The 19,131-nt window shown below is 61.8% G+C and carries 23 protein-coding genes; 10 read left to right on the top strand and 13 right to left on the bottom strand.

Annotated elements, in window-relative coordinates; translation table 11 throughout:
- Nucleotides 1-16: 16 nt before the first annotated feature.
- From rpsB to SYNCC9605_RS06080, 7 genes are all read right to left on the bottom strand, one after another.
- Nucleotides 17-733, bottom strand: coding sequence for a 30S ribosomal protein S2 (rpsB, locus tag SYNCC9605_RS06105; RefSeq protein WP_006850376.1), 717 nt, complete (start codon nucleotides 731-733; stop codon nucleotides 17-19).
- A gap of 130 nt (nucleotides 734-863) precedes the next feature.
- The gene (locus tag SYNCC9605_RS06100) at nucleotides 864-1,796 is read right to left on the bottom strand and encodes a glycosyltransferase family 2 protein (RefSeq protein ID WP_011364196.1); all 933 of its coding nucleotides are present in this window, start codon (nucleotides 1,794-1,796) and stop codon (nucleotides 864-866) included.
- A gap of 89 nt (nucleotides 1,797-1,885) precedes the next feature.
- Nucleotides 1,886-2,041, bottom strand: coding sequence for a hypothetical protein (locus SYNCC9605_RS14630; protein WP_006850288.1), 156 nt, complete (start codon nucleotides 2,039-2,041; stop codon nucleotides 1,886-1,888).
- A 36-nt stretch (nucleotides 2,042-2,077) separates the two neighbouring features.
- Nucleotides 2,078-2,755, bottom strand: a complete 678-nt coding sequence (locus tag SYNCC9605_RS06095; RefSeq protein ID WP_011364195.1) for a DevA family ABC transporter ATP-binding protein — start codon at nucleotides 2,753-2,755, stop codon at nucleotides 2,078-2,080.
- Entirely contained in the window at nucleotides 2,755-3,924 is a 1,170-nt protein-coding gene (gene devC, locus SYNCC9605_RS06090) for an ABC transporter permease DevC (RefSeq protein WP_011364194.1), read from the bottom strand. The genes SYNCC9605_RS06095 and devC overlap by 1 nt, the downstream gene beginning before the upstream one ends.
- A complete protein-coding gene (locus tag SYNCC9605_RS06085; protein WP_011364193.1) occupies nucleotides 3,921-4,817 on the bottom strand; it encodes an HlyD family efflux transporter periplasmic adaptor subunit in 897 nt (298 codons plus the stop codon). Before SYNCC9605_RS06085 ends, devC begins: the two co-directional genes overlap by 4 nt.
- On the bottom strand, nucleotides 4,817-5,560 hold the full coding sequence (locus tag SYNCC9605_RS06080) for a phycocyanobilin:ferredoxin oxidoreductase (RefSeq protein WP_011364192.1): 744 nt from the start codon (nucleotides 5,558-5,560) through the stop codon (nucleotides 4,817-4,819). The genes SYNCC9605_RS06085 and SYNCC9605_RS06080 overlap by 1 nt, the downstream gene beginning before the upstream one ends.
- Before the next feature lie 18 nt (nucleotides 5,561-5,578).
- Between SYNCC9605_RS06080 and SYNCC9605_RS06075 the strand changes: the two genes are divergently transcribed.
- Together SYNCC9605_RS06075 and SYNCC9605_RS06070 are read left to right on the top strand one after the other, a co-directional pair.
- Nucleotides 5,579-6,862, top strand: coding sequence for a M16 family metallopeptidase (locus SYNCC9605_RS06075; protein WP_011364191.1), 1,284 nt, complete (start codon nucleotides 5,579-5,581; stop codon nucleotides 6,860-6,862).
- A complete protein-coding gene (locus SYNCC9605_RS06070) occupies nucleotides 6,859-8,115 on the top strand; it encodes a M16 family metallopeptidase (protein ID WP_011364190.1) in 1,257 nt (418 codons plus the stop codon). Before SYNCC9605_RS06075 ends, SYNCC9605_RS06070 begins: the two co-directional genes overlap by 4 nt.
- On the opposite strand, the gene SYNCC9605_RS06065 is transcribed toward SYNCC9605_RS06070, so the two are convergent.
- Nucleotides 8,112-8,339, bottom strand: coding sequence for a DUF3148 domain-containing protein (locus SYNCC9605_RS06065; RefSeq protein ID WP_011364189.1), 228 nt, complete (start codon nucleotides 8,337-8,339; stop codon nucleotides 8,112-8,114). The two genes, SYNCC9605_RS06070 and SYNCC9605_RS06065, sit on opposite strands and share 4 nt — an antisense overlap.
- A 56-nt stretch (nucleotides 8,340-8,395) precedes the next feature.
- Between SYNCC9605_RS06065 and SYNCC9605_RS06060 the strand changes: the two genes are divergently transcribed.
- From SYNCC9605_RS06060 to SYNCC9605_RS06050, 3 genes are read left to right on the top strand one after another with little or no spacing between them, the layout of a single operon-like run.
- The gene (locus SYNCC9605_RS06060) at nucleotides 8,396-8,965 is read left to right on the top strand and encodes a biotin transporter BioY (RefSeq protein WP_011364188.1); all 570 of its coding nucleotides are present in this window, start codon (nucleotides 8,396-8,398) and stop codon (nucleotides 8,963-8,965) included.
- A complete protein-coding gene (gene lspA / locus SYNCC9605_RS06055) occupies nucleotides 8,962-9,453 on the top strand; it encodes a signal peptidase II (RefSeq protein WP_011364187.1) in 492 nt (163 codons plus the stop codon). Before SYNCC9605_RS06060 ends, lspA begins: the two co-directional genes overlap by 4 nt.
- 34 nt (nucleotides 9,454-9,487) lie before the next feature.
- Nucleotides 9,488-11,077: a YcjF family protein gene (locus SYNCC9605_RS06050; protein WP_011364186.1), complete on the top strand. Its 1,590-nt coding sequence runs from the start codon at nucleotides 9,488-9,490 to the stop codon at nucleotides 11,075-11,077.
- Between the two features lie 120 nt (nucleotides 11,078-11,197).
- Here the strand turns inward: SYNCC9605_RS06050 and SYNCC9605_RS06045 are convergent, their stop codons facing one another.
- On the bottom strand, nucleotides 11,198-12,607 hold the full coding sequence (locus tag SYNCC9605_RS06045) for a pyridoxal phosphate-dependent decarboxylase family protein (protein WP_011364185.1): 1,410 nt from the start codon (nucleotides 12,605-12,607) through the stop codon (nucleotides 11,198-11,200).
- A gap of 40 nt (nucleotides 12,608-12,647) precedes the next feature.
- Here SYNCC9605_RS06045 and SYNCC9605_RS06040 point away from each other — a divergent pair, with 40 nt between their 5' ends.
- Complete coding sequence (locus tag SYNCC9605_RS06040; protein WP_049749444.1) at nucleotides 12,648-13,151, top strand: nucleoside deaminase; 504 nt, start codon at nucleotides 12,648-12,650, stop codon at nucleotides 13,149-13,151.
- Here the strand turns inward: SYNCC9605_RS06040 and SYNCC9605_RS06035 are convergent.
- Nucleotides 13,123-14,307 (bottom strand): pyridoxal-phosphate-dependent aminotransferase family protein, encoded by a 1,185-nt coding sequence (locus tag SYNCC9605_RS06035; RefSeq protein ID WP_011364183.1) that lies wholly within the window; start codon nucleotides 14,305-14,307, stop codon nucleotides 13,123-13,125. The two genes, SYNCC9605_RS06040 and SYNCC9605_RS06035, sit on opposite strands and share 29 nt — an antisense overlap.
- 108 nt (nucleotides 14,308-14,415) lie before the next feature.
- The gene (locus SYNCC9605_RS06030) at nucleotides 14,416-14,940 is read right to left on the bottom strand and encodes an allophycocyanin subunit beta (protein ID WP_011364182.1); all 525 of its coding nucleotides are present in this window, start codon (nucleotides 14,938-14,940) and stop codon (nucleotides 14,416-14,418) included.
- 206 nt (nucleotides 14,941-15,146) lie between these two features.
- Here SYNCC9605_RS06030 and glnA point away from each other — a divergent pair, with 206 nt between their 5' ends.
- The 3 genes from glnA (at nucleotide 15,147) to SYNCC9605_RS06015 (ending at nucleotide 18,121) form a co-directional block, all read left to right on the top strand.
- The gene (gene glnA / locus SYNCC9605_RS06025) at nucleotides 15,147-16,568 is read left to right on the top strand and encodes a type I glutamate--ammonia ligase (RefSeq protein ID WP_011364181.1); all 1,422 of its coding nucleotides are present in this window, start codon (nucleotides 15,147-15,149) and stop codon (nucleotides 16,566-16,568) included.
- A 114-nt stretch (nucleotides 16,569-16,682) separates the two neighbouring features.
- Nucleotides 16,683-17,756, top strand: coding sequence for a class I SAM-dependent methyltransferase (locus SYNCC9605_RS06020; protein WP_041435593.1), 1,074 nt, complete (start codon nucleotides 16,683-16,685; stop codon nucleotides 17,754-17,756).
- 74 nt (nucleotides 17,757-17,830) lie between these two features.
- Nucleotides 17,831-18,121 (top strand): hypothetical protein, encoded by a 291-nt coding sequence (locus tag SYNCC9605_RS06015; RefSeq protein ID WP_011364179.1) that lies wholly within the window; start codon nucleotides 17,831-17,833, stop codon nucleotides 18,119-18,121.
- Nucleotides 18,122-18,158: 37 nt separating this feature from the next.
- On the opposite strand, the gene SYNCC9605_RS06010 is transcribed toward SYNCC9605_RS06015, so the two are convergent.
- The gene (locus SYNCC9605_RS06010; RefSeq protein WP_011364178.1) at nucleotides 18,159-18,428 is read right to left on the bottom strand and encodes a hypothetical protein; all 270 of its coding nucleotides are present in this window, start codon (nucleotides 18,426-18,428) and stop codon (nucleotides 18,159-18,161) included.
- A 49-nt stretch (nucleotides 18,429-18,477) separates the two neighbouring features.
- Between SYNCC9605_RS06010 and SYNCC9605_RS13845 the strand changes: the two genes are divergently transcribed.
- Nucleotides 18,478-18,732: a DUF6439 family protein gene (locus SYNCC9605_RS13845; protein ID WP_011364177.1), complete on the top strand. Its 255-nt coding sequence runs from the start codon at nucleotides 18,478-18,480 to the stop codon at nucleotides 18,730-18,732.
- Here the strand turns inward: SYNCC9605_RS13845 and SYNCC9605_RS06005 are convergent.
- On the bottom strand, nucleotides 18,692-19,129 hold the full coding sequence (locus SYNCC9605_RS06005; protein ID WP_011364176.1) for an ATP-binding protein: 438 nt from the start codon (nucleotides 19,127-19,129) through the stop codon (nucleotides 18,692-18,694). The two genes, SYNCC9605_RS13845 and SYNCC9605_RS06005, sit on opposite strands and share 41 nt — an antisense overlap.
- Nucleotides 19,130-19,131: the final 2 nt, after the last annotated feature.

The following is a 19,131-nucleotide window of genomic DNA, read 5'->3' as shown; positions in this document are numbered from 1 at the left end:
TAGCGGTGAGAGGAGATCAGCCTTCGCTGTCGCCACCACGCTGATCGTTGGAGCCGTGGCGGCCCTCATTGATCGCATCGGCCAAACGGCCCAGGATCAGTTGCACAGAACGAACGGCGTCGTCATTGCAGGGAATCGGCACCTCACAGAGGTCCGGATCGCAGTTGGTGTCCAGCATGGAGACCAGGGGAATGTCGAGCTTGCGGGCTTCGAGCACGGCATTCGACTCACGACGCTGGTCCACCAGAACCACAACGTCGGGCAGGCGACGCATGTTCTTGAGACCACCCAGGTACTTCTGGAGACGCTCGAGTTCGCGACGCAGCACCGCACCCTCTTTCTTGGGGCGCATGGCGATGGCGCCACTGGACTCCATCCGCTCCAGATCCTTGAGGCGGTCGATCCGGGCCTTCATGGTGGTCCAGTTGGTGAGCATGCCGCCCAACCAGCGCTGGTTCACATAGGAGGCTCCGCAGCGGGCGGCTTCAAGCGCCACCACTTCAGAGGCTTGCTTCTTAGTGCCAACGAAGAGGAAACGCTTGCCGCTGCGGGCAGCAGAACGGGTCCACTTGTAGGCGTTGTTCATGCAGACGGCGGTCTGCACGAGATCGATGATGTGAACGCCGTTGCGCGCGCAGTAGATGTAGCGCGACATCTTGGGGTTCCAACGACGGGTCTGGTGCCCAAAGTGGGCGCCAGCTTCCATCATCTCGGCGAGGGTGACGACAGCCATGGCTTGAGGGTTTCGGGTTCGCCTCCACCTGCCAGGGACCTGAACAACCAGCAAGAGCTGGTCTCACGGTGCACCCGAAACGGGCAGGTGTGCGGAGTGAAAGGACCTATAGAAGGTATCAAAACGTTGATCAGCGAAGTCCGGCCGCTCTGGCTTCGTGGAACAGGGCACGCACACCGATGCGGTTGAGGGGCAAACGAAGCAGCTCCATCGCCGTTCCTGGATAGCCGTGCCGAATCAGCCAGCGGAGCAGCGGGCGAAGGCTGGAGGGATTGATCAGCCCACAGAGGGTGAGCACTTCCCAAAGGATGCGGTGGAACCAGGTGAACTGAATGATCAACCGCACCCGCCTGGTTGGATGCTTGCGGTAGAAGACAAGCCCCATACGCGCCCGTTCTCCCTCCACTTCCACAAGACGGGGGATCTGGTTGAGACTCAGGGCTGGGTGCCAGTGGTAACCGACCGCGTCCGGACACTTGACCAACTCAACCCCCATCCGCCGCAGACGCTCACCGAGTTCCAAGTCTTCCCAGCCATAAAGGCGGAAACCAGTGTCAAACAGGCCTGAACGCTCCAGCACCTCCCGATCGATGGCCACATTGCCGGTGGCGAAATAAGCCCAGGACAAGTCACGTAATTTGTGGCGTTCCGAGCAGGGTGCTTCGAAGTTGGCGGTGTTGATGACCGCGCCATAGGTGAAGCAGAGCCGATCACCGCGCCGTTGCCAGCACTGCTTCAACGCCCGTGCATGGGTAGCCAGGAAGGTTTCTGTGACCACCAGGTCGCTGTCGATGAAGACGATCACATCGCCACGGGCGTGGTCCACGCCTCGGTTCCGGCCCTCTGCAGGGCCACCGTGCTCCTGCTCAAACAGGCGCACATGGGGAAAACGATGGGCCTGCTCACTCAGCCATGACGGCGTTCCATCGGTGGACCCGTCGTCGACCACAACAACCTCGTAGTCCTGAAGAGCTCCAGCAAGCTGCTGATCTTCCAGTGCCGAAAGGCATTTCTCAAGGATCGGGCGTCGGTTGTAGGTCGGAATAACGACGCTGACGAACATCGCGACGGCCGATGCATAGGGCCACCCACCCTACGAACAACAAAAAAGGGGCCCGCAGGCCCCCTTTTTTGGATGATTTGAACCGCTGATCAGTCGGCTGCACCACCGTTGTTGGCGGTTCCGGTCACACCGTTACCAGCGCCTTCACCACGGCCATCGTTGCGCATCTTGCGCTTCTTGAACTTGCGCGCGTAGGCGCGGTTCCGCTCCTGCTTTTCTTTCTTCAGGTTTCTGCGCTTGGCCATGCGGAACTGCGGACTCTGATATCAACAGTCATCGTACTAAACAGCATTCTTTAGTCGCCCGTCCTCCATCTCGAGCAAGCGATCGGCAACATCAACGATGCGCGGGTCATGGGTCACCATCAGCACCGCGCAGGATTGTTCATGGGCCAGTCGGCGAAGCAGCTCCACCACCTCGCGGCCCGTACGGCTGTCCAAGGCAGCGGTGGGTTCATCAGCAAGAAGAAGACGGGGGTTGGCGGCAAGGGCACGGGCAATGGCGACCCGTTGCTTTTGTCCTCCGGACAGGTCATGGGGGACTTTTGCCATGTGGTCTTCCAGGCCGACGGCACGGAGCCACTGACGGGCCTCATCCCGACGGGCCCTGTAGCTTAGATCAGGCAGAAGATCAGCTCCCATCTGCACGTTCTGTTCAGCCGTGAGGCAGCGCAGGAGGTTGTGCCCCTGAAAAATCATTCCAATGCGCCGGCGCAGCTGCTGGCGACGACGACGACCGGCTCCATCAAGGGATTGACCAAGCACAGACACCTGGCCCTGCTGAACCGTCCGCAAGGCGCCGATCAAGGTGAGCAGCGTTGTCTTGCCACAGCCGGAGGGACCGGTGAGCAACACGACTTCGCCCGGCTCGATGCTGAAGCTGATGTTCTGAAGAACCTCGCGGCGCATCTCCCTTTGACCGAAGGCATGGGAGAGGTTGTCGACAACAACAGCGGCCATCAGAAGATCTCCGCAGGGTCTGCATCAATGAGACGACGCATGGCCAGGAACGACGACAACATGCACATCACCAGGATCATCACCAGAACGGTCAACGCCCGGGACAGATCCATGCCGACGGGCAGCTTGGTGGCGTCACGAACGAACCAGTACAACCCCTGACCAGCCAGGTAGGCGGGGACGTAGCCCATCGCCGCCAAATAGAAGCCCTCACGAACCACCACTCCCAAGAGGTGGCTGAGGCGATAGCCCATGGCCATTAAGGTGGCGTACTCCGGCAGGTGATCACTTACATCGGTGTAGAGCACCTGGTACACGATCACGCAGCCCACCACGAAGCCCATGGCAGCACCCAGGCTGAAGATGAAACCGATGGAGGTGCTGCTTTTCCAGTAGTTCTGCTCGAAATCGATGAAGCCCTGCTTGGTCAGCACCGAAACATCTTTGGGCAGCCGCTGGCTTAATCGGGACACCACCTGCTCAGGATCCGCTCCTGGCTTTAACCGCACTAGACCCACTTCGATCGCCCCAGGCGGCTTCTGAGGCATCAGATCGAGAAACGTCTCGGTGCTCGTGAGCAGATTGCCGTCGGCACCGAAGCTGGTGCCCAGGCTCACCAGACCCGCCACCCGGACGCGGTTGCCAGCGATCTCGGTCTCCACCACTCGGCCATCGCGATACCAATCGGCAATGGGTCCGAATTCAGGGCGTGACAGCTGATCGAACAGGATCCGCCCTTTCTGCTTGAGAGCGTCAGATTTTTCAGCCAGGGAGGGGTCGACGAAGAAGGGATCGTCGGGATTGAAGCCCAAGGCGAGGATCGACCGGTTGCGACGCGTTTCAGGGTTCCGCCAGAGCATCAGCCCCCAGTGCACCGGGGTCACCCCATCGACGGATGGATCAGCCAGGGTCTGAACCAGCCTCCGCCTTGGAAAGGCTTCCATGCTCACGGAGCTGGCGGAGCGGGGACTGATCAGAACGACATCGGCATCGAACAGACGGTGCGCCGTGACGCTGGCATCAAAAAGGCCATCACGGAAGCCGAGCTGCATGAACATCAGGATTCCCGCGAAGCTGATGCCGGCGAGTGCCACCAGCAACCGCACGGGCTGGCGCGTCAGCAAAAGCCAGGAGAGGGGAATCCGACGGCCCCGCCAGAACCGGTTCATGGATCGAAGCGGGCGATCACCTTCAAACCAGCCAGACGGCTGACCTTGGCGGCATCTTCAGGGTTGAGCACCACATCAACCGCCACAACGCGGGCGTCGGCATCGCCTGTGGGATCGGTGGAGAGAACAGACCGTTGTTCCACCTGCGGGCTGATGCGCAGGACGCGTCCGAGGAGTTCACCCCGGAAACCACCGTTCTCGCTGATGAGGCGCACGGACTGGTCGAGGCGGATCAGGGAGATATCTGATTCGTAGACCTCAATGCTGGCCTGCATCGCCTGATTGGCCCCCACATCCATCACCCCCTCTGCACCGGGGCGCTCGCCTGCACGGGCATGCAGCTTGAGCACAACACCGTCAAGGGGCGAGATCAGCTGACTGAGCACGAGGTCGGCCTGCAGCCCTTTGCGCTCCGCCAGGGCCTGATCCCGCTTTCCCTGAAGACGCACCAGCTCTTCACGCTTGTTGTCCACCAGAGTCAATTCGGCCGCACCCCAATCGGCGGCTTTGCTGAAGCGCTCCACCTCAAGGGCCTGAAGCTGTATCTCCTGGTCGAGGCTGCGCAGCTGCGCATCGACGCGCTCCAGATCAGCGAGCAGGCCATCCCGGTGATCGAAGGACGCCAACACCTGGCCCCGCTTGATCAAATCACCCTCATTCACATTGAGGGCTGCCACCCGCGGTGTGCCTGCCATTCCCGCATTGGGAGCCGCCAGATTGCGGATGTCCCCGGCGGGCTCCAGCTGCCCCAGGGCAGCAACCGCTTCGGGACGAACCGTGCGTGCAGGTGCCGGTTCAACCGGCTTGGGTTCGGGCGTCGGCCGCAACAACCATCCGCCGATGACCGCAATGACCAAACTTCCAGCCAGAACAGACCAGCGCTTGGGGGTCATCAGAGTTCCGGTGGGTTGTCGAACAGAAGCATGTCGATGTAACGATCGGCCCAGGCTGAATCGAAGGCCTTTTCGAGCACGCGGCGGGTCTTGTCGTTGCGTTTCTGCTGAAGGCAATAGTTCAACTGACCCTCGTACCGGCGGACTGTAGTGAGAGCCGTTGACTGTTCGGGAGTCGCCTCGATCACGCTGGTGGCCATCACCTGCAGGTAGTGGCTCACCAGCTGCTGAAAGGCTGCTTCCTCGTCTGCACCATCCGGGCGGATGAAGCACACCTTGTTCGAGAAGATGGCGGATCCCCAAGCCGGCAGCTCCCGAACCTGACGGAACGCCGGCCATGGCCTGGCCTCAAGCCGTTGGATCAGCTGTTCCGGCAGGGCATCGGAGGTGGGGGAGAGATCGACGATCGCGGCGGAGATCCCCGCAGGGCCGGCCACGATGTCGGCCCCGAAGATCGGCAGGTCGTAATGGGGGTCGGGGAACCAGACGCTGTGGAGGATCTGCAGGCCGTTGCCGAGTCGCGCAACCTCCAGATGAAGCTTGCGAAGGCCGATGCAGCGAAAAAGCTCGTTGCCGATCGACAGGCCTTCGCCATCGAGTTGCCCTTGGATGAAGCGCAAATCCTCATCGCAGGGGAGAATCTCCAATCCGGGCAATCCCGCCCAGGCACTACGGATCGACGCCGCCAAGGCCTGCACGAGGGGATGCTGTCCTGGCGGTGGCGCCAGCGGCTTGGGCTGCATCGAACGGGCAGGCACAGAATGGAACTTTGCCACGCAGTTCTGAACCTTCCGTTCTCCGGTCCCCCACTCGACCATTGGACCCTCCCCAACGGAGTGCGCTGCGTGACGGCCGACATGCCGGATGCACCCCTGACCTGTCTTGATCTGTGGTGCCGTGCCGGCAGTGCCAGTGAGCAGCCAGGGGAAGCGGGCATGGCCCATTTCCTGGAACACATGGTGTTCAAGGGAAGTGAGCGTCTGGCCGCTGGGGCGTTCGACGAGGCCATCGAAGCTCTGGGGGGCAGCAGCAATGCCGCCACTGGCTTTGATGACGTTCACTTCCACGTGCTGACACCACCGGATCGAGCCCGCGAAGCGTTGGATCTGTTGTTGGAACTGGTGTTACAGCCAAGCCTCGAGCCTGACGGGTTCCACACGGAACGGGGGGTGGTGCTTGAAGAGATCGCTCAATACGCCGATCAACCCAATGAGCAGGTGCTGCAACTGCTGTTGAGCAAGAGCTGTGACCAGCACCCCTACGGCCGACCCATCCTGGGGACACCCCGCAGCCTGAAAGGCATGACGCACGAGGCCATGCGGGCGTTTCATCAGCGGCAGTACCGCGGTTCCAACTGCTGCCTAGCGATAGCGGGCCCGCCATCCACTGAGCTGCGCAGTGCCCTGGGGTCCTCGGCTCTGGCGGGCCTCCTGGATGCCATAGATCCGTCGTTAGCGTCATCCCCCCTGAGCGTGCGTCCTGGACGCGAGAGCGTTGTTGTGGACCGGCTCGAATCCGCCCGACTGCTGATGCTCTGGGAAGCACCCCAGGCCAAGGATCAGGCAGGCGTGATGGCAGCTGATCTCGCCACAACCCTGCTAGGGGAAGGGCGACGCAGCCGTCTCGTGAACCGCTTGAGGGAGGAACTGCAGATCGTAGAAAGTGTGTCGATGGACCTTTCGGTTCTGGAGCAGGGAAGCCTGATCACCCTGGAGGTGATCTGCCCCGACGAGCATCTGGAGGCGGTGGAAGACGAGGTGAACCGGCAGCTGCGTGCCATGGCAGATGAGCTAGTCAGCGATCAGGAGCTGAAACGGGGCCAGCAGCTGGTGAGCAACGGACTGCGCTATGCCTTGGAATCGACGGGCCAGGTGTCTGGGCTCAGCGCCAGCCAGACCCTCTGGGATCGTCAGCAGGATCTGCTCCACCCCCTGACCTTCCTGTTGCAATGGACTGCCGAGCGGCTTCGCTCAGACCTGTTTCCAAGGCTTCAACCCGAACAGGCATTTGTGCTGACCGCCCAGGCCAAGACGAAAAACGGATGAGTAACCCCGAACTGCTGATCGAGCCGGTCTCCAGCCCGGGGATTCTGGCCGCGAAACTGCTGCTTCCCTTCGGCAGCGCCGACGACCCTGCCGGAACACGGGGCGCCCATGACCTGCTGGCATCCCTGCTTAGCCGCGGCTGTGGACAACACAACCACGTGGACCTGGCGGACCTTGTTGAGGGATGCGGAGCTGGTCTGCGCTGCGATGCCCAGGAGGACGCCCTTGTGCTGAGCCTGCGCTGCACGGTGGAAGACGCAGGGCAGCTCCTGCCCCTGTTGGCACAGATGGTTCGTTCTCCCCAGCTTGAGCCTGGCCAGGTGACCCTTGAGCGTTCGCTCACGATTCAGGCCTTGCAACGCCAACGGGAGGACCCCTTCCATTGCGCCACGACCGGTTGGAGACAGCTGGTCTATGGCAACGGGGGCTACGGCCACGACCCCATGGGCATCGCTGAGGAGCTGGTTGATCTGGATCGGAACGCACTGCGTCCGTTGGCCGAACGGCTCCCGCGGGCATCGAGCGTTCTCGCCCTGGCGGGCAGCGTCCCGCCACAAATCATCGAGACGATTGGCTCGCTTGAGGACTTTTGCGACTGGCCTCAGGGGAGCAGCAACGATCCCTCAGGACGCCGCCCCTATGCCGAAGCGGTTGGGACCGAGACGATCCAACTTGAACCGATGGACACCGAACAGGTGGTTCTGATGCTTGGGCAGGCGACGCTGGGGCATGGCCACCCGGATGAGCTGGCGCTGCGTCTGTTGCAGTGCCACCTGGGGGTGGGCATGTCGAGCCTGCTGTTCCAACGCCTGCGGGAAGACCATGGCGTGGCCTACGACGTGGCCGCGCACTTCCCTGCCTTGGCGGGGCCGGCGCCGTTTGTGCTGATGGCCTCCAGCGTGGAGGAACGCTCAGAGCTCGCTCTTGAGTTGCTGCTGAACATCTGGGATGAGCTGAGTGAGCAACCTCTCAGTGAAGCCGCTCTCGAGCTCGCAAGGGCCAAGTACATCGGCCAGCTCGCGCAGGGGCTGCAGACCTGCTCCCAACGGGCGGAGCGACGGGTTCAGCTAAAGGCCCAGGGTCTGCCCGACGATCATGACCAACGCTGTGTGGAGGCTCTCGCGGGGCTGACACCCACGGATGTGCGCCAGGCCGCCCAACGTTGGCTGGGGGAACCACGACTCAGCCTTTGCGGAACCTCCGCCACGCTGGAGCAGCTCGGCCGGCGCTGGCGGCGCCGCGTCGCTGCTTAGTCCGCCTCAGCGGCATCCACCGGATCCAGCCGTTCGAGGGGGATCAGGAAAGTACCCCGGCGAAAACGCACGGCAACCGTCTCCATCGGATGAAGCGCAACCACCTCGCCCACTTCACCGGCCGCCACCAGATCCGGCGGTCGCAGCATCGGCATCGGATCCGCCGACTTGAGGTAAGGAAGCTGCTGCGACAGGCGCAGCTGATCACCAATCGATACCGTCATTTGAACTGGGCAGGATCTGCATTCTCGAGCAGGATGGGCCGAGTTGAGCGAATGCTGTGAGGGCTCTCGCCTCCTGGTGTGGTGCCCTTGCGGGTCTGCTGGCCATCCTCATCGGTGGCCTGGTGCCGGCCGCGTTGCTCCTGCCTGCACCCGAGCCGGTCCTTCTCCCCCTGCCGGTCACCTGGCAGGTGCCAGCGCTGCTTCTCTGCGCCATGGTCAGTGGCCCGCGCGCCGGCGTCATGGCGGCTGTTGGCTATCTGAGCCTGGGGTTGTTCAGTCTGCCGGTGTTCCATGGCGGTGGCGGGCTGAGCTACGTGCTGGAACCGGGTTTCGGCTATCTGGCGGGCTTCGTGCCCGCGGCCTGGCTCACCGGTCGTCTGGCGCAGCAGGACGGCATGGATGACCTGCCCAGACAGTCGCTCTGCGCCCTTGGAGGACTGTTCGTTCTCCAGATCTGCGGGGTGCTGAATCTCGCCCTCGGGGCACTTCTGGGGCGATGGAACCTTGGCTTCCTCGAGCTGCTAATGCAGTTTTCGTTCGGTCCGCTGCCGGCTCAGATGCTGCTCTGCATCGGTGCTGGTTTTCTCTCGGTGGTGTTGCGCCGGTTGTTGATCATCGAGCCATGACGAGACCACTTCCGCGTCGCTCAACCCTGCTGATTGCCCTGCTCATCGTGGTGGTGGATCAGCTGAGCAAAGCGGCGGCCTCCAGCGCTTTGCAAAGGGGCCAATCCCTGCCCCTTCTGCCGCATCTGCTGTCGCTGCAATTGGTTCACAACACCGGCGCAGCCTTCAGTGTTCTGCAGGGCTCCACTGCACTGCTTGGGCTGCTCAGTTTGGGGGTGGGCATCGGGCTGATCCTGTGGATCTGGCGTGAGCGGGTGCTGCCCTTCTGGCAGGCCCTCGCCGCTGCTGCGCTTCTGGGCGGCACCGTGGGCAATGGGATTGACCGTTGGCGCCTGGGTCATGTGGTGGATTTTCTGGCGCTCGAACCGATCGATTTCCCGATCTTCAACGCTGCGGATGTCGCCATCAATCTCGCAGTGCTCTGCTTTGCCATCGACCTATGGAATCGCCGGGGTGACAGCAGCCTTCGTGACAACAGCCGTGGCTGAACCAAACTTGCCCTGAGGCTGGTGTGACGCAGGCATGAAACGCCAAACCCGGTTGGTCATCGGTCTCGCCGTTGCCTTTATGGCTCTCGTGCTGATCGGAGTTGCCGTTCAGACCATCCGCAGTCTGCTTTGGGATCTGAGTTACTTCCTGCCTCCCTGGTTGCTCACGCCGGTGCTGCTGCTGGGGCTCGTGCTGTTCGCCACCGTTGCAGTGCAAGTGGGTTGGCCGATGTGGAAACGCCTGAAATCGCGCCCCGCCCAACGCCAACCTCAACCCACCGCCGCTCCCCGGAATCGCCGGGATGCTGCGACCACCAGCCTCGGCCACGTGGATCGTCTGATCGAACGCATCCAGGACGACATCAGTCGCGGCAGCCTTCAGAAGGAACGTGACCGGGTCGCTGAGGAGCTGAAGCGAGGCGATCTGGTGGTTGTGGTGTTCGGCACTGGATCCAGCGGCAAGACATCGCTGATCCGCGCCCTGCTCAAAGAAATGGTTGGCGATGTGGGAGCGCCCATGGGCGTGACCAAAACCAGCCGCGCCTACCGCCTGCGTTTGAAAGGTCTGGAGCGTGGACTTCAGCTCGTGGACACCCCAGGAATCCTGGAAGCCGGAGACGAAGGCATCAGCCGGGAGGAAACAGCCCGTCGTCGGGCAGTTCGCGCCGATCTGTTGATCGTGGTGGTGGACGGAGACCTCCGAGCCTCGGAATACGCCGTCGTGACGTCGCTCGCCGGGCTCGGCAAACGGCTGCTCCTGGTGCTGAACAAGCGTGATTTACGCGGGGTTGACGAGGAGAAAAGGCTCCTGCGGGTGCTTCGCTCCCGTTGCCAGGGACAGCTCAACCCTGCTGATGTGGTGGCCTGCAGTGCCTCCCCTCAATCGATTCCTCAACCCGGGCGTCGCCCGCTGCAGCCGCTGCCTGACATCAGCGATCTGCTTCAGCGCCTCGCCGTTGTGCTGCACGCTGAGGGGGAGGAATTGATTGCCGACAACATCCTTTTGCAGTGCCGATCCCTCGACAACCGTGGGCGCGATCTGTTGAACGATCAGCGGTCTCGGGAAGCCAAACGCTGCATTGACGGCTACAGCTGGATGGGGGCGGGGATTGTCGCTGCCAACCCGCTGCCAGGGGTGGATCTGTTGAGCACCGCAGCGGTGAATGCCCAGATGATCCTGGAGATGGCCAAGATCTACGGGGTTGAAATGTCCCGTGATCGCGCCAAGGATCTGGCCCTGTCCCTTGGACAGACCCTGGGCAAGCTGGGCATCGTCAAAGGAGCGATGAGCTTGCTGGGCACCAGCCTGAGCCTGAGCTTGCCCACTTTGGTGCTGGGGCAGGTGCTCCAGGGGGTGGTGACCGCATGGCTCACCCGCATCGCCGGAAGCAGTTTCATGCGCTATTTCGAGCAGGACCAGGACTGGGGTGACGGCGGCATGCAGACCGTGGTGCAACAGGCCTTTGAGCTCAACCGACGGGAACTCTCCCTGCAGCGGTTTCTGGCCAGTGCCATGCGGCAAGTGGTTGAACCACTTCAACAATCGGCGGCGGGACGTCTTCCCCCCCGGCCAGGGCCTCAGCAGGAGGGGGAAGCATCGGCCCCCGGGCATCCAGAACTGTGATCAGGAGCAGATAGAGCACACCAATCGCCACGGAGATCGCCCCGGTGACAATGGCAACCCAGCGTGAACCTTGCTGCTGTTCCGCCATGAGAGGTCTCAAACGATGGCGATTGTGAACGATCAGGCTGGAACCAGCGATTGATTCAGTCGTTCCGACAAGTCGCTGAGGTGCTGAGCCGTGGTGTGGGGGTTTCCAAAAACCGCCTTGAGGCAGAAACGATCGCCGTAGAAGGGTCGCGACAGCATGTAGCCGTGCGACAGCAGCATTCGCCGGGTGTCTTCACTCCAACGGCCGGCTGCAGCAACCTCCCCGTGTCTGGGATGGAAGGCCAGCAGGTGCAGGTCACCCGCCAACAACGTGAACTTCTCTGGATCCAAGTGGGCTGCGAAGGCTGTTCGCCGTTGCAACGCGCCGCTGAGCGTCGCATCGATGCCTGCCTCGCCCAACTGACGCAGACCCAGCCAAAGCTTGAGGATCTCCGCAGGTCGGGTGCCCTGCAAGCCGATCTCCCCGCCGTGATCCATCCCTTTGGGCGCCTCCATGTAGGGCAATCCTGTGGAAAAGGCCTGACGGAGACGGGTTCGATCCCGCAGCAACAGCAGGGATGACGCCTTGGTGATGCCAAGCAATTTCTGAGGATTCAGCGTGATCGAATCGGCCAGTTCCATGCCATCCATCAGTGATGCGTGGGTGGAACCCAGTGCAAAAACACCACCGATGGCGGCATCCACATGCAGCCAGACCTCGGCATCACGGCAGAGGGTTGCCAGATCCGAGAGAGGATCGATGGCTCCGCGCACCGTGGTGCCGGCCGTGGCCACCACCGCCAGACACGGCCGCCCATCCGCTTGCAGGGACCACAAACGCTCGGCCAAAGCCTCGAGGCAAAGGCCTCCGTCCGCGGCCACGGGAAGCGTCTGGAGCGCATCATCCGCCAGCCCCATCACCTTTGCGGCTTTGTTGATCGAGACGTGGGCGTCTTGGCTGCACAGCAGCACAGGATCCCGATGGGTGGACCCCAGCGCCGCCCGTGCCGCCACCAAGGCCATGAGATTGCTCAGGGTCCCGCCGCTGGCCAGCACCCCTCCGGAACCGGAGGGCAAGCCAATCCTGTGGCAGAACCAACGGCAGAGGTCATGTTCCAAGCCGGTCAGACCAGGCGAAAGCTCCTCGGCCAGGAGGTTGTTGTTGAGACCGGCACAGACCAATTCCGCCGCGATGGACGCTGTAAGCGGGGGCGGATCGAGATGGGCCAGAGCACCGGGATGGGACGGCTGATACGCCCCGTCCATCACCTGCTGAAGGTCGCTGAGCAGCGATTCAACGCTGGCCCCCTGAGCCCCCGGGGCCACGTCAGGCAAGGGGCGCATGACGGGGACCGGGCTTGATCGATCAGCGGAGCCGATCCAACGGCAGAGCAGATCTGAACTGCGATGCAGGAAGTCCATCAGCACCGGGTCTGTAGCCGAGGGAATGGCGAACGGAGCAAGCCGATCCGGTGGGTACTGAGACTCGGAACAGGCTTGCAACGGAGACCCGTGAACTGCAGTGATCTTCGCGTCTCGTGGGATGGTTCTCAAAGGACAACGTTGGACAGCGGTGGATCAGCGGGTTGAGATCACGCGCTGGATGGACGTACTGCTCCAGCGCGCGGAGGGGGTTGGATTGGAAGGAGAGGTGCCGGTGGCCGCTGTGATCCTGGATGGACAGGGGCGAGCCATCGGCCATGGACGTAACCGTCGCGAGAACAACAGGGATCCCCTCGGGCATGCCGAACTGGTGGCCTTACAACAGGCAGCGATCGTTCAGAACGACTGGAGATTCAACAACTGCACACTGATCGTCACCCTCGAACCCTGCCCCATGTGTGCGGGTGCCTTGGTGCAGGCCCGCATGGGAACAGTGGTGTTTGCGGCGTCAGATCCCAAGCGCGGTGGTCTGGGGGGGAGCCTTGATCTCTCAACCCATGCCAGTGCCCATCACCACATGAAGGTGATTCAGAGCGTGCGCGAGCCGGAGGCGAGGGAGCAGCTGGAGCGCTGGTTCAGGCAGCGGCGGCGACGGAACCGCTGAAGCGAGGCAGCTCTGTCTCAAACAGGTTGAGCAGACGGTTCACGTTTTCAGGGGTGGAGTTGTACCCCATCAGGCCGATGCGCCAGATTTTGCCGGCCAGGCTGCCGAGTCCACCACCAACTTCAATGCCGTGGTTGTTGAGCAGTTGCTGGCTGAAGGCCTTGCCATCCACACCGTCAGGAATGCGAACCGTGGTGAGGGTGGGGAGTCGGCGCTCGGCCGGCACATGCATCGAAAGGCCCAGACTTTCCAGCCCGGTCCAGAGCATCTCCGCATTGCTGCGATGGCGTGCCCAGGCCTGGTCGAGACCTTCCTCAGCCAACAGCCGCAGGGCCTCACGCATGCCAAAGTTCATGTTGACCGGCGCGGTGTGGTGGTAGACGCGGTCGCTGCCCCAGTACTGGTTCAGCAAGGAGACGTCCAGATACCAGTTGGGAACCTTGCCCTGACGAGCTGTCATCTTGGCCTCGGCACGGGGACCCATGGTGAATGGTCCGAGACCGGGAGGGCAGCTCAGGCCCTTCTGGCTGCAGCTGTAGGCGAGATCGACTTTCCACTCATCGATGTAGAGCGGCACACCCCCCAGAGAAGTGACAGTGTCGAGCAGCAGAAGGCAATCATGCTTCCGGCAGAGATCGCCGACGCCCTCCATGGGTTGACAGACACCCGTGGAGGTTTCGGCATGAACCATCGCCAGGATGGCCGGTTTGTGCTCAATCAGGGCAACTTCCAGCTCATCGAGAGAAAACCACTCACCCCAGGGCTTCTCAATAGTTTTCACCTCAGCGCGGTAGCGGCCGGCCATGTCAGCCAGACGCAGACCGAAGTACCCCTTCACCGCCACCAGAACGGTGTCTCCAGGCTCGACGGTGTTGGCGATGGTTGCTTCCATGGCAGCACTGCCGGTGCCGCTCATCGGAAGTGTGAGGCGGTTGTCGGTCTGCCAGGCGTAACGCAGCAGTTCCTGCACCTCACACATCAGATCCACATAGAGAGGATCAAGGTGACCAATCGGAGTTCTCGACAGAGCCGTCAGAACCGTTGGATGGGCGTTGGAGGGGCCTGGTCCAAGCAGGAGGCGGTCGGGTGTGCCGATCGGTGCAAAGGCTTTGCGGTGACGATCGTCAACGGGAAGGAGTGAGTTCGTCGTCGCCAAAGCCCTGATCGTTGGTTCGAAGTGTTGAGCCTACGCAGTCACGCCCGATTGGAGGGGTGTGGATGGGTCGATTGCAATCTGTTCAAATCTTGCGCTCAACCTTCAGGCTCAGCGTTGGCGCACGTTGGTTTCGCCGAGCCCCTTGGCCAGATGGTCGAACGGCTGAAGAACGGTGGCGAGCTGATCGGACGCAGCGCCTTTGGCCAGAAGCATCTCGGAAACAACCTCTCCCAACAGAACTATGCTGCGGACCGTTGGGCCGGTGGGAACCCCCAGGCTTTTATAGGTGTCGTCGAGCCCGTTCAGTACACGCTCATTGAGGATTGTGGAGTCACCGGCCACCAGGGCGTAACTGGCGTAACGGAGGAAGTAATCCATATCCCGCAGGCAGGCGGCGAGCCGGCGAGTGGTGTAGGCGTTGCCACCGGGCAGCAGCAGGTCGGGTTCATCCCGGAACAGGCGCTGGCTGGCCTCACGCACAATCTCGGCCGAGGAACCGTTGATCAGCTCAACGGCCTGAATCCGCAGCGCGGATTCATCCAGATACGCATTGATGCTGTCGATGGCTGGACGATCGAAGTAACGACCCAGCTGGTCGTAGCGACCGATCAGACCGCTGATTGCATCGCGCATGTCCCTGAATCTCCAGAGGATCCCCAGCGGAAGCTAACACCGTTGAGGCGGGCAGATCCTTTGGCAGGCCTGCATTTCAGCCAAGTTGACAGAAACGGTTACGCAGTCGCCTTCTGGCGGTTGAAACGTACCCCTTGATACAAAATGGTGTCTTGTGGCTGTTTACGGTCACATCACTGCACAATTCAGTCGAGCAGTCCTTTCTTATGTCGAAATCCCCCCAGGACGTCCTGCGCCAGATCAAGGACGAAGGCATCGAACTGATCGACCTCAAATTCACCGATCTGCACGGCAAGTGGCAGCACCTGACGGTCTGCACCGATCTGCTGGAGGAGGAGTCCTTCACGGAGGGCCTTGCTTTTGACGGCTCTTCCATTCGCGGCTGGAAGGGTATCCAGGCCTCCGACATGGCCATGGTGCCGGACGCCAACACCGCCTGGGTTGATCCCTTCTATAAGCACAAAACACTGAGCATGATTTGCTCGATTCAGGAGCCACGCACTGGCCAGCCCTACGAGCGCTGCCCCCGAGCCCTGGCTCAGCGGGCACTGAACCACCTGGCCAGCACCGGCCTAGCCGACATGGCCTTCTTCGGTCCGGAGCCGGAGTTCTTCCTCTTCGACGACGTCCGCTACAACTCGGCCGAAGGCGGTTCCTTCTACAGCGTTGACACGATCGAGGCGGGCTGGAACACCGGACGGATCGAAGAAGGCGGCAACCTCGCCTACAAGATCCAGGTGAAGGAGGGCTACTTTCCTGTCGCTCCCAACGACACCGCTCAGGACATCCGCTCCGAGATGCTCCTGCTGATGAGTCAGCTGGGTATTCCTACCGAGAAGCACCACCACGAGGTGGCCGGCGCGGGCCAACACGAACTCGGCATGAAATTTGCTGAGCTGATCCAGGCCGCCGACAACGTGATGACGTACAAGTACGTCGTGCGCAATGTGGCCAAGAAGTACGGCAAGACGGCCACCTTCATGCCCAAACCGGTCTTCAACGACAACGGCTCCGGCATGCACGTGCACCAGAGCCTCTGGAAGGGCGGACAGCCCCTGTTCTTCGGCGAAGGCACTTACGCCAACCTCTCGCAGACGGCCCGCTGGTACATCGGCGGCATCCTCAAGCACGCCCCCGCCTTCCTGGCCTTCACCAACCCCACCACCAACAGCTACAAGCGTCTGGTGCCCGGTTTCGAAGCCCCGGTGAACCTCGTCTACTCCGAGGGCAACCGCTCGGCTGCCGTGCGGATCCCGCTCACCGGCCCGAGCCCGAAGGCCAAGCGCCTCGAGTTCCGTTCCGGCGATGCCCTCGCCAACCCATATCTGGCCTTCAGCGCCATGATGATGGCCGGTCTAGACGGCATCAAGAACCAGATCGATCCTGGCGATGGCGAAGATCGCGACCTGTTCGAACTTCCGGCTGAAGAGCTCTCGAAGATCGCCACAGTCCCCGCATCCCTCAACGGTGCCCTGGAAGCGTTGAATGCCGATCGCGGCTTCCTCACCGCCGGTGGTGTGTTCAGCGACGACTTCATCGACAACTGGATCGACCTGAAGTACGAGGAGGTGCAGCAGCTGCGCCAGCGGCCGCACCCCCACGAATTCACCATGTACTACGACGCCTGATCAGTGCCCGTGCATCCCAAGACCCGCCTCTCTGGAGGCGGGTTTTTTTGTGGACTGCTGGCCACGCGATTGCGCGCCTCATTCGTTGGAATAGTGATGTTGTCTGAATCCGCGATGGCGTCAACGCCCCTGAGCAAGCTCGCGTACCAAACGCTTCAGCAAGGCAAAAGCATCGCGGGCCTGGCCCACAAGGAGCTGAGCACCAAGCTGATGGAGCTGTTGGCGCCGGATGCGGTGCCGAAAACAGAGCCCGTTTCCGCCGAAGTTCTCGGTGAGCTCCGGCTCGATATGAACAAGCTGCAGGAGCAGGACTGGCAGGACGCCGAACAGGGGATCTATCCAGAGCAGTTGTTGTTCGATGCACCCTGGCTCGATTGGGTCAGCCGCTACCCCCAGGTCTGGATTGACCTTCCCTCCACCTGGGATCGTCGTCGAGAACGCAACGTGCGCGATCTCCCCAAGCAAACCGACAAAGCGCTTTATCCCGAGTACTACCTCCAGAATTTTCACCATCAAACCGACGGCTACTTGAGTGATCACTCGGCTGGTCTTTACGACCTGCAGGTGGAGATCCTCTTCAATGGCACTGCCGATGCCATGCGACGCAGAGTTTTGGCTCCCTTGAAACGCGGCTTGAAACACTTCGCAGACCGTGCTCCGGGTTCCCTCAAAATTCTCGATGTGGCCACCGGCACCGGCCGGACCCTGCAGCAGATCCGCGCTGCTGTGCCCCACGCGCAGCTGATCGGAACCGATCTCTCCGAGTCGTACTTGCGTCAAGCCAACCGCTGGCTGAATGACGGTGATGCATCCCTGGTTCAGCTGATCCGTGCCAATGGCGAATCCCTGCCCTTGGCCGATGAATCTGTTCAGGCCGTCACCAGTGTGTTCCTGCTGCATGAACTGCCGGCAGAGGCCCGCCAGAACGTGCTGAACGAGGCCTGGCGTGTGCTCGAACCCGGCGGTGTTTTCGTGCTTGCCGACTCTGTGCAAATGGCTGATTCAGCCAAATTCGCCTCCGTGATGGAGAACTTCCGGCGGGTCTTCCATGAGCCCTATTATCGCGACTACATCGGCGACGACATCGACGCCCGCCTCGCTGCTTCAGGGTTCGAAGGCATCACCGCGGAAACCCATTTCATGACGCGGGTCTGGTCGGCACGCAAACCGATCGCAGAGGCCAGCTGAGAGGATTCCCTGACAGCGTCCCTTGCGCGAACGGCTCCGAGCCATAGGGTGAGTTGGATCCCGAAGGGAACTTCATGACCAATCCCTTTCGGCTGCGTTGGCTTCAGGGCTGGACGTTTCAGGTGGTGCTGATGGAAGGCCATGTGCAGGTGGAAGCCCATGGTTTCGGTATCTGCCTGCGCACGGCCGTGATGCCAGGGGAAAGTCCCCATGCAGCTGCCGATCGTTTGGTGTTGTCTGAAGATCGACGCAGGCGAGCCCTGCACAATGCCTGGCTTCGCGGTCAGGACATGGCACAGCCCACGGAGGTTTCACCGACGAAGGAGGACGCACCGGCTTCCAATTCGCTGGTGGTGGTTGGCTAAGCCCATCGTCAACGGGTGGCCTGATCTCCTATCGGGTTCAAAGCTGTGCCAGCAGCCAGGCCAAAGCAAAGCCTGCTCCACCGAAACGCAATGCCCTCCAGAAGCGCTCGCCAGACGCTGGTGAGCTGGCCCAGCCGACGGGCCGTTGACTGATCAGATTCGCAGCAAGTTTGCGGCGCTGCACCCATCGCCGCTCCGCAACACCCGATCGGGCTTGGGCCTGACATTGCCCTTGCAACACCAGCCGTGAGGCATGGTGCAACCAACGCAATTCACGAACGCGTCGTTGGCCTTTGCGCTGTTCCACGCCGTTGCACCCACATCAACCGAAACTAGATCGATCTGCTGATTCAGGGATGACTTCAACCGACGCCCCATGGCCTGCTTCCGCCACAGCCAAGGCGGAAGAACTGCATCAATTGCTCCGCATCGGCGATCGGGAGTGGCATCAACTGAAGAGCAACCGACAGCGGCGTGGAGCTGAGTTACTCGCTGCAGCGATGGTGCAACTGCTCCGCCAAGGAAATAGCGCCGACGTGGAGAACCTGACCCAACAGGCGCTCGGGTGGGTTAGAGGAGAACTGAAGGATCCGGGCTGTCCGCGTCACTGACGGGCCGGCGGCAGGCCAGCTGCAGGCGATTCCCCCGGCGGCTCCAGCGCACATCATCAAAACATTGATGGATCAGAAACAACCCACGGCCGCTGGGAGCATCGAGGGCCGGCGGCAGGGTTGCTGTGCGGGACTGTTGTGGAAGGCCGCAACCCTCATCCTGAACCTGCCAGACCATCCAATTGGGCGTGAGGATGCGGCGAACACGGAGCTTCTTAGCAGGGTTCTCGGCGTTGCCATGGCGAACGGCATTGACCAGGGCTTCATGCAATCCCAGCTCAATCCGCTGACTGGTGAGCACACAACCGACGGGCTCGGTAAGCAGCTCCAACAGAGGAGCGAGCTGCAGGGTCGACGGCAAGGTGAACTCAGCCCAGCGAAACCTCTTGGACGGCACAG

The sequence above is a fragment of the Synechococcus sp. CC9605 genome, assembly GCF_000012625.1.
In the GTDB taxonomy this organism is placed as follows: Bacteria; Cyanobacteriota; Cyanobacteriia; order PCC-6307; family Cyanobiaceae; genus Parasynechococcus.
The sequence above is the reverse complement of the archived record's forward strand: the minus strand, read 5'-3'. Positions and strand labels throughout refer to the sequence as shown.